Origin of the sequence: Paenibacillus sp. GCM10012306 (assembly GCF_042649265.1) — a bacterium.
Classification (GTDB): domain Bacteria; phylum Bacillota; class Bacilli; order Paenibacillales; family Paenibacillaceae; genus Paenibacillus_AQ.
Genome location: NZ_JBHRYW010000007.1, coordinates 301,195 through 316,199, shown reverse-complemented (window position 1 = coordinate 316,199; position 15,005 = coordinate 301,195). Strand labels below are relative to the sequence as shown.

At 49.8% G+C, this 15,005-nt stretch carries 14 protein-coding genes; 10 read left to right on the top strand and 4 right to left on the bottom strand.

The window, feature by feature from the left end:
- Nucleotides 1–13: 13 nt before the first annotated feature.
- Complete coding sequence (locus ACFORK_RS17365; RefSeq protein ID WP_379201132.1) at nt 14–643, bottom strand: hypothetical protein; 630 nt, start codon at nt 641–643, stop codon at nt 14–16.
- Nucleotides 644–866: 223 nt separating this feature from the next.
- On the opposite strand from ACFORK_RS17365, the gene tkt reads away from it, so the two are divergent.
- Nucleotides 867–2,909: a transketolase gene (gene tkt, locus ACFORK_RS17360; protein WP_379201130.1), complete on the top strand. Its 2,043-nt coding sequence runs from the start codon at nt 867–869 to the stop codon at nt 2,907–2,909.
- Between the two features lie 30 nt (nt 2,910–2,939).
- A complete protein-coding gene (ppnP, locus tag ACFORK_RS17355) occupies nt 2,940–3,257 on the top strand; it encodes a pyrimidine/purine nucleoside phosphorylase (protein ID WP_379201128.1) in 318 nt (105 codons plus the stop codon).
- A gap of 286 nt (nt 3,258–3,543) precedes the next feature.
- Here the strand turns inward: ppnP and ACFORK_RS17350 are convergent, their stop codons facing one another.
- The gene (locus ACFORK_RS17350; protein ID WP_379201126.1) at nt 3,544–4,446 is read right to left on the bottom strand and encodes an NAD(P)-dependent oxidoreductase; all 903 of its coding nucleotides are present in this window, start codon (nt 4,444–4,446) and stop codon (nt 3,544–3,546) included.
- Nucleotides 4,447–4,718: 272 nt separating this feature from the next.
- Between ACFORK_RS17350 and ACFORK_RS17345 the strand changes: the two genes are divergently transcribed.
- The 3 genes from ACFORK_RS17345 (at nt 4,719) to ACFORK_RS17335 (ending at nt 7,421) form a co-directional block, all read left to right on the top strand.
- Complete coding sequence (locus ACFORK_RS17345) at nt 4,719–6,074, top strand: glucose-6-phosphate isomerase (RefSeq protein ID WP_379201124.1); 1,356 nt, start codon at nt 4,719–4,721, stop codon at nt 6,072–6,074.
- Nucleotides 6,075–6,203: 129 nt separating this feature from the next.
- A complete protein-coding gene (locus ACFORK_RS17340; RefSeq protein ID WP_379201122.1) occupies nt 6,204–6,836 on the top strand; it encodes a YigZ family protein in 633 nt (210 codons plus the stop codon).
- 3 nt (nt 6,837–6,839) lie between these two features.
- A complete protein-coding gene (locus tag ACFORK_RS17335) occupies nt 6,840–7,421 on the top strand; it encodes a TetR/AcrR family transcriptional regulator (RefSeq protein WP_379201120.1) in 582 nt (193 codons plus the stop codon).
- A gap of 140 nt (nt 7,422–7,561) precedes the next feature.
- On the opposite strand, the gene ACFORK_RS17330 is transcribed toward ACFORK_RS17335, so the two are convergent.
- Nucleotides 7,562–7,963 carry a secondary thiamine-phosphate synthase enzyme YjbQ gene (locus ACFORK_RS17330; protein ID WP_379201118.1) on the bottom strand — a complete coding sequence of 134 codons (402 nt, stop codon included), beginning with the start codon at nt 7,961–7,963 and terminating at the stop codon, nt 7,562–7,564.
- Nucleotides 7,964–8,205: 242 nt separating this feature from the next.
- Here ACFORK_RS17330 and cysT point away from each other — a divergent pair, with 242 nt between their 5' ends.
- The 5 genes from cysT to ACFORK_RS17305 all read left to right on the top strand — a co-directional run bounded on the left by cysT (nt 8,206) and on the right by ACFORK_RS17305 (nt 13,333).
- Nucleotides 8,206–9,024: a sulfate ABC transporter permease subunit CysT gene (cysT, locus tag ACFORK_RS17325; protein ID WP_379201116.1), complete on the top strand. Its 819-nt coding sequence runs from the start codon at nt 8,206–8,208 to the stop codon at nt 9,022–9,024.
- On the top strand, nt 9,021–9,818 hold the full coding sequence (locus ACFORK_RS17320) for a sulfate ABC transporter permease (protein ID WP_379201114.1): 798 nt from the start codon (nt 9,021–9,023) through the stop codon (nt 9,816–9,818). Before cysT ends, ACFORK_RS17320 begins: the two co-directional genes overlap by 4 nt.
- 1 nt (nt 9,819) lies before the next feature.
- Nucleotides 9,820–10,884 carry a sulfate/molybdate ABC transporter ATP-binding protein gene (locus tag ACFORK_RS17315; protein ID WP_379201112.1) on the top strand — a complete coding sequence of 355 codons (1,065 nt, stop codon included), beginning with the start codon at nt 9,820–9,822 and terminating at the stop codon, nt 10,882–10,884.
- Nucleotides 10,885–11,152: 268 nt separating this feature from the next.
- Entirely contained in the window at nt 11,153–12,229 is a 1,077-nt protein-coding gene (locus tag ACFORK_RS17310; RefSeq protein WP_379201110.1) for a sulfate ABC transporter substrate-binding protein, read from the top strand.
- Between the two features lie 321 nt (nt 12,230–12,550).
- Nucleotides 12,551–13,333 (top strand): MBL fold metallo-hydrolase, encoded by a 783-nt coding sequence (locus tag ACFORK_RS17305; protein WP_379201108.1) that lies wholly within the window; start codon nt 12,551–12,553, stop codon nt 13,331–13,333.
- A gap of 883 nt (nt 13,334–14,216) precedes the next feature.
- Here ACFORK_RS17305 and ACFORK_RS17300 read toward each other — a convergent pair.
- Nucleotides 14,217–14,987, bottom strand: coding sequence for an SDR family NAD(P)-dependent oxidoreductase (locus ACFORK_RS17300; protein WP_379201106.1), 771 nt, complete (start codon nt 14,985–14,987; stop codon nt 14,217–14,219).
- Nucleotides 14,988–15,005: the final 18 nt, after the last annotated feature.

Genomic DNA, 15,005 nt, shown 5'->3' with positions numbered 1-15,005 from the left:
GGAGGAATGTCGATTAAACAACGGCTTCCTCTGCCTGTTTTTCTATGTCCTTCATTATTCTGGCGGTACTAGAGGTCACAATGTGCTTGCCTGAGCGAGTCGAATTGTAATTGATCATGCGCAGGTAATAGCACAGCTTGCCACTATAAATCTTATGGTGATACAACGAGAGGGCGAAGTCCTCTGGCGTCACGAAGCAGGATGGTTTATTCACAGGAAGCCTCTGGGTCTCTTCGAAGACAGACGCGACGAAATGCGAGCAGAAATAGGCGTTTTCCCTATCGATTTTAATATTAAATAATACCCCGACCAGGCCCAGCAAATGATATTTGTAGCGGTCCTGTTGTTGCATCATGCCCTGAACGTGATTATACATGGTGTCGTATTCTTCATTAGATACCTTTAATTGATAAATGGCACAGTTTGCACTGTTATAAAAAGGGTCCACAAAGTTCTCTCGTATAAGCCCGGCGACAAACGGGTTGTACATTTTTTTTCTACCGAAGCTGTAGACTTCCCGCAATTCAGGATCAAAGGCAATGGAGGCATGATTCAGAGCGGCCCTTGTGAACAAGCGGATAAAACCACTGAAAGCGGTACCCGTTCCGGTCAACACAATATAAATATGTTTGCTTTGAGTCATGTCGGAGGTCCCTTTCTGTTGGTGTTAATGGATATTTAGGTAAAATAATGCCTGAGTTATTCCATCTTACTGTATAATCCGGCGTAGTAAAACAAACTTTAGTCTTAAACAAATACTGGACCTAAGACCAGTGCGTGCAAAAAGAAATGGTAATGCTTCTACACTAGTGATACAATAAGAGTCAAAATGACATTCTTGAGATTTCAGAGGAGGACAATTTAAAATGAGTGATTCTACACAAGCTATCCAGAAGGAAGAGAACTCCACTATCGACAATCTGGCGATCACAACGATCCGTACCCTGTCCATTGATGCAATTGAAAAAGCAAATTCCGGACATCCAGGTATGCCGATGGGTTCCGCACCGATGGGCTATCAATTGTTTGCAAAAACAATGAATCATAACCCGGAACATCCGACATGGGTGAACCGTGACCGTTTTGTATTGTCCGCAGGACATGGCTCGATGTTGCTGTACAGCCTCTTGCACCTGAGTGGTTATGATCTGCCTATGGAAGAATTGAAGCAATTCCGCCAATGGGGCAGCTTGACACCAGGACACCCGGAGTTCGGCCACACTGCTGGCGTTGACGCTACAACAGGCCCGCTTGGACAAGGGATTGGTATGGCTGTGGGTATGGCTATGGCTGAAGCCCAACTGGGAGCTACTTATAACAAAGATCAACATAAAATCGTCGACCACTTTACCTATGCAATCTGTGGTGACGGCGACTTGATGGAAGGAATTTCTTCCGAATCCGCTTCCCTCGCTGGTCATTTGAAGCTGGGCAAGTTGGTAGTCCTGTACGATTCCAATGATATTTCCCTTGACGGGAAGCTGAACCTGGCGTTCTCCGAGAACGTAGCTCAACGTTTTGAAGCTTATGGCTGGCAAGTGCTGCGTGTAGAGGATGGCAACGATCTTCCTGCTATCGAAAAAGCGATTGCTGAAGCACAAGCTGAACTGAACAAACCAACATTGATAGAAGTCAAAACCGTTATCGGTTACGGTAGCCCGAACAAGCAAGGTAAAGGCGGTCATGGTGGTACACACGGTTCTCCGCTGGGTGCAGAAGAAGCGAAGCTGACCAAGGAATTCTACAAATGGGTATACGAAGAAGATTTCTATGTGCCGGATGAAGTTCGTGCACGTTTTGCAGAAGTGAAAGATAAGGGTATTGCCGCTAACAAAGCATGGGACGAGCAGTTCGCAGCTTATAAAAAAGCGTATCCTGAACTGGCTGCCCAGTTCGAAACTGCTTTGAATGGTGAGCTTCCAGAAGGCTGGGATGCTAATCTTCCGTTCTACACAACAGAAGACAAAGCCGTGTCCACACGTGTGGCTTCCGGTAGTGCACTGAACGGTCTGGCTCCAAGCGTACCACAACTGGTTGGTGGTTCTGCAGACCTTGAGAGTTCCACGATGACTCACCTGAAAGACCTGCCTGTATTTACATCTGAATCCTATGAAGGCCGCAATATCTACTTCGGCGTTCGTGAATTCGGTATGGCAGCAGCGATGAACGGGATTGCACTGCACAGCGGTCTGAAAGTATTCGGCGGTACGTTCTTCGTATTTACTGATTACTTGCGTCCGGCAGTTCGTCTGGCTTCCATCATGAAGCTGCCTGTAACCTATGTTCTGACTCACGACAGTATCGCTGTTGGTGAAGATGGTCCTACGCACGAGCCGATCGAACAATTGGCTTCTCTGCGTATCATTCCAGGTCTGACTGTGATTCGTCCGGCTGATGCCAACGAAACTTCGGCAGCTTGGGCATATGCGCTCGAGAACAAGTCCAACCCGGTAGCACTGGTGCTTACTCGTCAAAACCTGCCGATCCTTGCTGGTACTGTGGAAGGCGTGCGCGAGAACATCAAACGCGGTGGATACGTTGTATCCGATGCGAAGAATGGCACACCGCAAGCACAAATCATTGCCACTGGTTCCGAAGTTCAACTGGCTGTGAAAGCACAAGCTGCGTTGGCTGAAGAAGGCATTGATGTACGTGTTATCAGCTTGCCAAGCTGGGATCTGTTCGAAAAACAAGACAAAGCTTACCGCGATTCCGTTATCCTGCCGGGAGTTAAAGCCCGTCTGGCGATTGAAATGGCGCAAACCTTCGGTTGGGAACGTTACACTGGAGATCAAGGCGACATCCTGGGTATCACAACCTTCGGTGCTTCCGCGCCTGGCGATACTGTAATCAAAGAGTATGGTTTCACTGTGGAGAATGTAGTTAGCCGCGTAAAAGCTTTGCTGTAAGCTATTGCAACTATAGGGGGAGAACAGGACATGAGCGAGTTTAACAATGCGACGATTGTCAAGGCAGCCAATGTTTATTATGGAGGGCAAGTAACCAGCCGTACGGTTCATCTGGAGGATGGAACCAAAGTAACACTTGGCATCATGCTTCCAGGCGTATATGAGTTTGGTACGGATGGCCCAGAGATCATGGAGATTCTGTCCGGTGACCTGAAAGTGCTGCTTCCGGGCGCTGAGGTATGGCAGGAGATCAAAGGCCCTGAAACCTTCCATGTTCCAGGCAACTCCAAATTTGCGTTGGAAGTGTTCAGTGTAACGGATTATTGCTGTTCTTACCCAGAGTTGTAATTTGTAGAATAGATATTTATGAAGGAGCTCCGCTTGTGCGGGGCTCTTTTTTGCGCTTGCTCCCGTTGCATCTCAGAAATAGGCTAACTGCCAAAAGGAGCTGGGGAGCAGCTTTTCTTCCGCATAGCTTGGGTTACAGCGCTCGGTTGATCGACGGAGCAACCTGACGATACCTAAGTTACTGTTTCTTGTTACATCAAAAAGACTGCTTTCGCCGGACCCGCTGGTCCAGAAAAGCAGTCTTTTTGTTCAATGCAGCGAATTCTTCAGCTACAGCGAAGCTATATTATTGCTCCGGCTTATCTTCACCGATTTTTTGACCAATCCAGGACTCGTAGGTTTTGACTACAGCAGAGAGATCTTCTTCGCCATAGCCCTGGGTGTAGCCGGCTTGGAACAGGCTTTTGGCGAGTCCCAGCATTGGCGTAGGAACGCCTGTGGCATCGCTGAGCGAAGCAGCGAGCTTCAGGTCCTTGAGCATCAGTGCCAGTGAGAACTGGTTGCTGAAGTCATTCTCGATGATCTTGCGGCCTTTGAGCTCTGCCTGCTTACTGCCTGCTGAGCCGAGCTGCACCAGTTCCAGGAACTTGTCCGCCGGAACGCCTGATTTCACGGCGATGGAGAAGCCTTCGGCAAGCGCAACGTTATGGATGCCTACCATGGTATTGTGGGCCAGCTTGGCGACGGCGCCACTGCCGTTGCCGCCCATGTGCAGCAGCTTTTTGCCCATGGTATCGAAGAGGGCGCGGTTCGCTTCAATGACTTCGGCGCTACCGCCGACCATGAATACCAGCGTGCCATCCACGGCTGCTGGCTTGCTGCCAGTTACCGGTGCATCAAGGAACTGGCTGCCGCGCGCTTCTACTGCTGCTGCAATTTCTTGTACCAGTCCAGGGGAGATCGTACTGGAATCAATCACGACGGTTCCGGGCTTCAGCGTTTCGAGAATGCCCTCTTCCCCGTAATACACTTCACGGATGGAATCATCGTTGCTGATCATGGTAATAATAACATCCTTACCTTCTGCTGCTGCACGGGGAGTTGCTGCCGCCTGAGCACCTTCTTCTACAAGAGGAATGCACTTGGAAGCTGTGCGGTTGTAAACGGTGACCTGAAATCCACCGCGAAGCAGGTTGGAGGCCATTGGCGCTCCCATTGTTCCGAGTCCGATAAAGCCGATAGTTGTCATTACTTTTCACACCTTCGCTATTGGGTTTCTGTTAAATTCGACAGGATTTGTGGAGCACTTTTCTCCATTCTAGCATGCGTTTAGTACAGGTTCCACAGGGTAGAGTGCGCTTCACTTTTAGGCAGCGTTTTCAGTTTTGTTCAAAAACATCGTTCTAAAGCCCGGGTTGTGACCTAAGACCTTGCCAGCCCCGGAAAATTAAAGTATCCTATTATAAAGTTGTAACAAACGGTGTCAAATTTAAAGAGACAAACAGGAGGTTACCATTACACATGTCTAAAAAGATTAATTTTGACTACAGTAAAGCCCTGTCTTTTATTGGACAGAATGAAATCGACAACTTCGCAGCTCCAGTAAAGCTGGCTCACGAGCAGCTACATAACGGAACAGGAACAGGCTCCGACTACCTGGGGTGGATCGATCTGCCAACAGCATATGACAAGGAAGAATTCGCCCGCATTCAGCAGGCTGCCAAGAAGATCCAGAATGATTCCGAAGTACTTATCGTTATCGGTATCGGCGGTTCTTATCTGGGGGCTCGCGCAGCAATCGAGGCGCTTTCCCATTCCTTCTACAATAATCTTTCCAAAGACAAACGCAAGACGCCGGAAGTTTATTTTGCCGGTAACAATATCAGCTCCACATACATTACACACCTGCTTGATCTCGTAGAAGGCAAAGACTTCTCCGTGAACGTAATCTCCAAATCCGGTACTACAACTGAACCGGCTATCGCTTTCCGCATTTTCCGCGCAGCGCTGGAGAAGAAATACGGCAAGGAAGAGGCTCGCAAGCGCATCTACGCTACTACAGACAAGGAGAAGGGCGCACTCAAGAAGCTGGCTAATGAAGAAGGCTATGAGTCGTTCATCATCCCTGATGATGTAGGCGGACGTTATTCCGTACTGACACCGGTAGGCCTTCTGCCAATCGCTGTTGCAGGCATCAACATTGAAGAAATGATGCAAGGCGCAGCCGCTGCAGCTGACGAGTTCAACAACCCGGACGTGGCAACGAACCAAAGTTATCAGTACGCTGCTGTACGTAACGCTTTGTACCGCAAAGGCAAAACAACGGAAATCCTCGTTAACTACGAGCCTTCCCTGCACTTTGTCTCTGAATGGTGGAAACAGCTGTACGGCGAGAGCGAAGGTAAGGACTTCAAGGGGATTTATCCTTCCTCCGTTGATTTCTCGACAGATCTTCACTCCATGGGTCAATTCATCCAGGAAGGTAACCGCAACATCTTCGAAACGGTTATCCAAGTGGAGCAAGTGGCTCATCACGTAACAATCGAGAATGATCCGGATGATCTGGACGGTTTGAACTTCCTGACTGGCAAAACAATGGATTTTGTCAACAAGAAGGCTTTCCAGGGAACAATGCTGGCGCACACAGACGGACAAGTGCCGAACCTGATCGTCACTATTCCGGACCAAACACCGTATACTTTCGGATATCTGGTTTATTTCTTTGAAAAAGCCTGCGGGATCAGCGGATACCTGCTGGGCGTCAATCCTTTTGACCAACCGGGCGTGGAAGCTTACAAGAAGAACATGTTCGCATTGCTGGGCAAACCGGGTTACGAGAAGGAAAAGGCTGAGCTGGAAGCCAGACTTACCGAGTAACATCGGCTACACCGAAGCAACAACTCTCATACTAGCGTAACTCACACTGGAGCAGTCCATAGGTATCATTACCGCGGGCTGCTCCTCATATATATTTAGCTATTATTTGCGTATAAGGACTGGAGAATCATGCTGGAACAATACCGGACGGTTCGCGCTCCTGGGTCACAGGAGATCGTAATCCGTAAGTCACGCTTTATCGGCCATGTTATGCCGGTGGAGAATGAAGAAGAAGCGGTGCAATTTATCGAAGACATCAAGAAGCAGCATTGGAACGCCACACATAATTGCTCAGCATTTATGATTGGTGAGAGGGACGAGATCCAGAGGCAGTCTGACGACGGAGAGCCGAGCGGAACAGCCGGCAAACCGATTTTGGAGGTAATCCGCAGCCAAGGGGTTAAAAATGTCGCAATTGTTGTCACCCGTTATTTCGGAGGTATCATGCTGGGAGCTGGAGGGCTGATCCGGGCTTACGCAGATGGAGCAGCAATCGCGCTTGAAGCAGGAGAGGTCATCACCCGTGTACTGAGGCGTGAGGTATTCGTTGAACTGGATTACACCTGGCTGGGCAAGGTTGAGAACGAGCTCCGGGGCAGAGGTATTCAGACCGGCGAGACTTCATTCACCGACAAAGTGACACTGACCTGTCTGCCACGCAATGATGAGGGCGATGCATTTATGGCATGGATAACAGATCTAACCCAAGGCCAAGCCTTGGTAACGGAAGGGCGGCGGCTTTACTACAACGAAGGGGAATAGACGATGGCAAGAAGAGCAGTGGAGCAGGAGTTGTCGAGGGAAAGGATACTTGAGGCAGCCAGGCATTTGTTTATTACCAAAGGATACCGGGCAATTTCCATGCGCAGCATAGGGCAGCACTTGGGGTACAGCCATGGCTCCCTCTATTATCACTTCAAGGAAAAGGCGGAGTTGTTCTACGCCATTGTTGTCGAGGATTTCAATTATGTGGCTGCACTGCTGAGCCAGGCGATGAATACGCCCCCGGAAGAAGGTATGACACGGGTGGAGCAGCTGATTATGGAGTTTATCCGGTTCGGACTGGATCATCCTTATCAATACGAGATCATGTTCATGATCCGTGACGAAGAGCTGTTGGCCTATTGTAGAGCAGAACAGGGACGATGTTTTGATTTATTTGCAAGTATTGTACGCCGTCATATGAAAGAAGAAGGATATGTACATGGGGACTGGCAGAGTATGCCGTTGACCTTATTTTTATCTGCACATGGATTTATCTCTTACTATATTCAGGATAAAGTATCTTTTGAGGATGTCAAAGCGGAAGCAGTCTCCCATATCAAGGTATTATGCCGCAATCTGTAGAGCTTGCTTTTTTTATAAGTTTACGCTTTAAAGCATTGCATTGGTATAACATCACTTCTCTGCTTGATGAAAGTGTTATAGGAACTATACATTTTAAAGAGGCCGCTTTACGGTAGCAGCCGTAAGCGGTCCTCTTGTTTTTATCCCTCGATGATTTTTAGATAATATTCTCTGTGTCTGGGCCCGTCAAATTCGCAAAAATAAATACCTTGCCAGCGTCCTAATAGCAGCTCACCATCATGAATGATGATGCTCTGTGAAGGTCCTGCGGTAATGGATTTCAAGTGGGAGGCCGTATTGCCCTCTGCATGGCGATATTGTGGATGCTTCCAAGGGTAGACCTCATCCAGCCGCATCAGGACATCATGCTTCACGTCGGGATCGGCATTCTCATTAATCGCAATTCCCGCTGTGGTGTGTGGACAATAGACGACGATAATTCCATTCTGAACACCGCTCTTTTTAACGTAAGATACCACCTCGCGGGTAATATCCCGCAGTTCGTCACGCTTGCTTGTAGATAGTTGGATCGTATTCAGCATGCTACATTTCTCCTCTCTGGATCAACAAACCTGAACAGCATGAACCGCTAAAATGAACCCTATTCCAAGGGGAAATGGTTTTCATTACATATTTTACCCCAAAAAGGCTGGAAAGTAATTGACGTTAGCAAGGCGATTTTGATAAAGTAGTGTTTATATTAAACCGAGTATATTAATGGGAATAATGCTGCGCGTAAAGGCAACTATACCGACCGGTAATCCGGAGGTGGGAGGACTAATCGTTGAATTCGCTGCTTAGACACAAGGGATGGACATGGGGTTTTCGCTCGACGATCTTGTTGTATTTTGTAGTGTTGATTGTACTGCCGATTCTTGGGGTGTATTATAGCTCCTTCTCGCTGGGTTTTGGTAATTTCGCCGAAAGCCTCAGTGATCCGATTGCCTGGAAATCGGTACTGCTGACGTTAAAGCTGGCTGTGATCGCAGCCTCCATCAATGTGCTGCTGGGTACGATGATTGCCTGGGTTCTGATTCGCTACAAGTTTCCCGGCAAGGCCTTGCTGAACAGTCTGGTGGATCTACCGTTTGCCCTGCCTACGGCAGTGGGAGGATTAATGATTCTGCTGCTACTCGGACCGGGAAGTCTGATAGGCGGGATCGCAGAGAAGCTGGGCTTCGAGATTGTCTTCCACCAGCCGGCTATCGTCATTGCTATGGTGTTTGTTACGTTTCCTTTTGTAATTCGTGCAGTGCAGCCGCTGCTGGAGGAGTTGGACCCTTCCGAAGAAGAGGCTGCATATACGATGGGCGCCAAGGGAGTTAGGGTGTTCCGTCAGGTGATTCTGCCGTCCATGGCTCCCGGAATGATTGGTGGCGGCATGCTGGCCTTCTCAAGGGCGCTGGCGGAGTTTGGGGCGGTAGTGCTCGTAGCCGGTAATATCCCGGGCCGCACATTGGTATCCTCTGTTTTTATCTACGGTGAAGTGGAGAGCGACAATCCCGTAGGGGCTTCGGCCGTATCCATCATCCTCCTGACCTTATCCTTCCTCATCCTATGGCTGATCAATATGGTACAGATGCGGGGGAGAAGATCATCATGAGAAGACTTTGGATTGGCTTAACGTACCTGGTGTTCTTTCTACTCATTGCTGCTCCACTGGGCAAAATGACCATCGGCGCCTTCAGTCAGGGACCTGTTGGATTGTGGAGTGCCTTGGTCCGGCCGGAAGCGCTGCACGCGCTGATGATGACCGGCTTTGTTGTGATCGTGGTTACGCTGCTGAACACGTTGTTCGGCATTATGTTGGCTCTTTATCTGGTCCGGGCCCGCTTTATTGGACGGCGGCTGAAAAGCTTGCTGAACAGTATTGTCGATCTGCCGTATGCGGTGTCGCCGGTAATTGGCGGTTTGATGATTGTGCTGCTGCTCGGGCCGGATAGCGCGCTTGGCACGCTTTTTGAAGAGATCGGGCTGAAGATTGTGTATGCTTTTCCCGGTATGGTCATTGCCACACTCTTTGTGACGTTCCCACTGATGGTGCGTGAGATTATGCCTGTGCTGCAGGAGATTGGCTCTCAGCAGGAGGAAGCGGCTTCGACGCTTGGTGCTTATGGCTGGACGACCTTCTGGAAAGTTACCTGGCCCTCAATCCGCTGGGCGGCGATGTACGGTGTTATTTTGACGGTCGCCCGCTCGCTGGGCGAATTCGGGGCGGTGCTGGTCGTCTCGGGCAATATCATGAATAAAACGCAAACGGCCACTACGCTCGTATATCAGGATGTCGAGAATTTTAATGTAACCGCTGCGGGCGGTGTAGCGCTTGTGCTGGCGGCTTTTTCCGTAGGTCTGCTGCTGTTGATGGAATGGACCAAGAGAAGAAAGGGAGTGCATTGATATGCATGTCGAAGTCCGAGGGTTAAATAAGCATTTTGGAGATTTTCATGCCGTCAAGGATGTGGAGTTCGGAATTACCAAGGGACATCTGATCGGCCTGCTCGGCCCAAGCGGCGGTGGCAAAACCTCGATCCTGCGCATGCTGGCAGGGCTGGAGTCACCGGATAGCGGGGAGATTATTTTTCATGGTCAGACTGTCAACAACCTTCCTCCTCAGGAGCGCGGAATCGGCTTCGTTTTCCAGAACTATGCACTGTTCAAGCACATGACCGTATTTGAGAATATTGCCTTTGGCCTAAAGGTGAAAAAAGCAAGCAAGGCAGCTATCCGGGACCGGGTGACTGAACTCGTGGAGTTGACGGGTCTTAAGGGTTTTGAAAAACGCTATCCGCACCAGTTGTCAGGCGGTCAGCGTCAGCGTGTGGCATTCGCTCGGGCGCTCGCACCGGAACCGCAGCTGTTGCTGCTGGATGAGCCGTTTGCGGCGATTGATGCGAAGATCCGCCAGGAGCTGCGCTCATGGCTGCGTGAACTGATAGAACGTGTAGGCATCACCTCCATCTTCGTTACTCATGACCAGGATGAAGCGATTGAAGTGGCAGACGAGATTATGATCATCAATCAGGGGCGTCTGGAGCAGAAGGGTACTCCGTGGGATATTTACAAAGAGCCGAAAACCCCGTTCGTCGCAACATTCATCGGTGAATCCACGCTAATCGAGAATGCTTCCGAGCTGAAGGGCTTTGACAATACTGGTGGTGGCAAGCCGACCAAAGCGCTGATCCGTCCCGAATACATCGAAGTAGGCAGTCTAAATGAATTTAAAGTCGCATCAGCTACAGAGCAGGGCATCGTGAAGCATCTGCATTTCCGCGGCAGCGAATGGCTGGTAGAGATCGAAGTGAACGGCCACAAGCTCGTGACCTACCGTTCCCTGGAGAAAGAGACCTTGCAGGTGGGGCAGGAAATATCCGTGCTGGTGCACCGCGCTTACCTGTTCAACGAGGATCATAGCTGGATTCAGGAGAACAACCTGAAGGAAGACCCGATGCCGGTATTTATTTAATTTATTTTATCTAATTCAATCCAATCCAATCCAATTCAATCCAATTCAATTCAATCCAAGCTAGGCTATTTTCTTTTAAAGAATGATAAAGGTGCTGTTATAAAAGGTTGTACGAAGATGAGGCGTGTGGAGTGAGAGGTATTTCTTAAATAACTGGAAAAACTCCCGTTAATCTCCGTGACCATGTCTGCTCACTCGCGTGATCAGCAAGCGGACTTGAGCCGATGAAGAACAATCATCTAACAATTTTAAAGGGATGTGGGCCGCAATGAAGCCTCGCAAAAGGAGCAGACAACTGCACGGATGGCTCGCCGCTCTAATGCTGGTTGTGCTTGTACTAGCGATAACAGGCTGTGTGAGTGAAGGGAAGGATAGTAATGCGGCTCCCGAGACCCCGCGCAAAGGCGACCTTACACTGGTCATCGGTGCCTATAGCGTGGTCAAGGATGCTATGGAAGAAGTCTTACCGCTTTTTGCGGCCAAATGGAAAGCGGATACGGGGCAGACTCTGGAGTTCCAGCAGTCTTACGAGGCATCGGGTACTCAGTCCCGGGCCATTACTGGTGGCTTTGAGGCGGATGTCACGCTGCTGGCGATGGAGGGGGACGTCGACAAGCTGGTCAAGGCGGGACTTGTACAGCCAGACTGGAAAAGCAAAGGCGGTGAGGACGGGATGGTCACCCGCTCGGTAGTAGCCCTGGGAACCCGGGAGGGCAACCCGAAGGGCATTCACGGTTTTGCGGATCTGGCGAAGCCGGGGATTAAGGTGCTTTACCCCAATCCAAAGACGTCTGGCGGCGCCCAGTGGGATATCAACGCCATCTATGGGGCGGGCCTGAAGCTGTCTGAGGAGCAGAAAGGGGTGAAGGATCCCGCTGCTGCCAAGGCTTTCCTGGAGAGCGTACATGCCAATGTGGAGTCGCTGGACAAAAGCGGCCGGGCATCGATGGCCGCCTTCGAATACGGTGTTGGCGATGTGATCGTTACCTATGAGAACGAACTGCTCGCGCGGATCGCCAAAGGGGTCAAATATGAGGTGATTATTCCGCAGGATACCCTTCTCATTGAAAACCCGCTGGCGGTTGTAGACAAATACGCAGAGAAGCACGGTACTCGCGAGGCCGCGGATGCACTTGTTGCTTACCTGCTGAGCCCACAGGCACAGGAAATCTTTGCGAAGCATGGTTTCCGTCCGGTCAATAAACAGGTATATACTGACAACGAAAGTCATTATCCCATCCCGGCCGGTCTGTTCGACATCCAGTACCTGGGTGGCTGGAACGAAGTGCGTAGCACGCTGTACTCCAAGCGTGGAGTCTGGTATCAGGTGCTGGCTGGGATTTAAGCTAGGCTAGCAACCGAAGTCCAAGCCTCACGGTAGTGACGGTCGAGCCTTACGTTCATAACTTGAGCTCATGTTAGATAAACGGAACAGAAAAAAGACGGGAAGTGAAGTCGTTCGTAGGGCAAAGCGCCTTGTGGGCGACTTTTTGTATTATCAGGTTAGCTAGAATGTGCTGATTGTCCCTTTTTCTGCTTTTCTTATTATAGGGGCTGACCTATATAGGGTGTACTAAGTGGGTCCTTGGCTTCGTGCAATGGTGCTCTAACCTGTTTTATAATGGGCATACAAGACTTCGTGATAGGACAGAAGGAGAGAGAACTGATGGATACATTGGTATTTTTGGGCACGGGCGATGCAATGGGAGTTCCACGGGTTTACTGCGATTGTGAGACTTGTTCAGAGTCGAGAACGGGCGGACTAAACGCTCGGCTTCGTTCCTCCGTACTGATTGACAACGGCAGCGACGGGCTGGTGATTGATTGCGGTCCGGACTGGAGACGACAGATGGAAGAACAGGGAATTCGCCATATGCGGCGCTTGCTCGTGACACATGCTCATTTTGACCATATCGGTGGCCTTCCCGAGTGGGCTGACGCTTGCCGCTGGATGGGGTATCGAGGTCAGCTCTATGCGCCCGCAGAGGTTATTCCGGTGATTCAACGTCAGTATCCTTGGCTGGAGAATCAACTGGATATGATTCCTTGTGATGAAGGGATCACACTGGACGGCTGGGCGATAGAGACATGGAGAGTGTGTCATGGCAAAAATGGCTACTCCTATGCTTACCGACTGGAGAAGGAGGGGTATGCGTGGGTTTACTGTCCAGACTCTATCTCGCTCGGGGAGGAAGAGACCCGGCGTATGCATAACGCCGATCTGCTGGTCCTGGGGACAAGCTTCTATTATGAAGCAGCTGAGCTATCCACCCGATCTGTTTACGATATGACCGAGGCTGCGGAACTGCTGAAGGAAGTAAAGCCCCGCCGGGCTATATACACCCACATGTCTCATGATGTTGATTTACGAAAGGATTATATTCTGCCGGAGCATGTTACACTGGCGCGGACGGGAATGAGGGTTCCTCTGGGAAGCGCGGCAGAGTAAGTATAGGGAGTAGAGCAGGCATGGGAGTAAAGCAGGTATGGGAGTAGAGCAGGTACAGCGGGTAGAGTAAGTGCAGCGAATATAGCAAGAGGTGCAAGTGGAGAGCGAGCATGTCAGTAGAGAAGTATAGTAAGTATTATAATTAGGGGCAGTTGGGTAACCAGAGCATGGAAAATCAAGTGATCAGAAAACGCATATAGCCGCATTTATCATTTAGCAGCACTAGCGTGTCACTATATAAGCCGAACAAAAGAAATTAACAAAAAGCGAAGATGAACGAACGGGAAGTTTGGAACTGTAGGGGCAAAGTGTTCGCCTGAAAGCTTTCCATAGGCAAGCTAGCACCGGAACATAGAGTGTCAACAGATTTCAACCACTAGAAGCAGTAAATTCCCCTTCACTGGTCGTCTTAATAGTGGAAAAGAGGGGCCACGTCCGTAACTAAGAGCATTTTTGCACCTTATTTTTCTTAAAAATAGTCAAATGAGGAAAATAAGGTAATTTTTGTATCTTATTTTTGAGAAAAGCAAGCTGAAGGGGTGATTCTGGAGGATTTAAGGTGCAAAATTGCACTTAATCTCCAATAACCCTTAGCAGCAGAGGATTTAAGGTACAAAAATGCCGTTAATTATATTTCGATGCTTCTTAATATAACCTTCTTATATAAGTTCTCTTTCTTCTTAGCTATGTTTGTTTTTAAATGCGTTTTATGTAGCTAATTCATAGCATTAAAAAGGAGCACAGTCACGGGGGATACCCGAATACTGTGCTCCTTTTATTGTCTAACCGCAGCTATTGTCTAACCACAACTATTGTCTAACTGCGACTATCGTCTAACCGCAGCTATCCCCTAACGCAGTTATCCTCTAACCCAAGTGGTCTACTAATGCATGGTCATGCCGCCGGTTACGTTGATGGCTTGCCCGGTCATGTATGAAGAGAAAGGACTGGCGAGGAACAGGACCACGTTCGCTACATCCTCCGGCTCGGCGGTCCGGCCTAGCGGAACCTGCGAGCGGTCTTCTGCCAGAATATCTTCCGGCGTCATCCCGCGGAGCTGTGCGCCCTCGATCCGTTCACGGCGTTTCATATCCGTCTCCACAATTCCTGGGCAGACGGCGTTCACCAGAATTTGCTCACTGGCGAGTTCGATCGCCATCACTTTGGTGAATCCCAGCACTGCGTGCTTGGAGGCCACGTAGTTCCCCATGCAGCGATAGCCGTTCTTCCCCGCCTGTGAGGCAATATTGATAATCCGACCGCCACCGCCCTGGCGCAGCATCTGTCTGGCTCCCGCCTGGGAGACTAGATAAACGCCCTTGGCATTGATATCCATGACTTTGTCCCAGTCGGCTTCCTTGATGTCCACGGCAAAATCCATGGTAGACGTGCCGCTGTTGTTCACCAGAAAGTCGATCCGACCGAAGGCCTGAACGGCTCCTTCGATGAGTCTGGTGGCATCCTCAGCCACTGTGACATCAATACGAAGATGAACCAGCCGTTCATGGATATGCTCATAATCTGCCTTGCAGGCGATGTCGCCAATGACGACATTAGCCCCGGCCTCCAGAAACAAATCCACTATCCCCTTGCCGATCCCGGTTAGGCCGCCGGTAACGATCAATGTTTTGCCAGTAAAATCAATGCTCAGCATGCTGCACAGTTCCCTTCT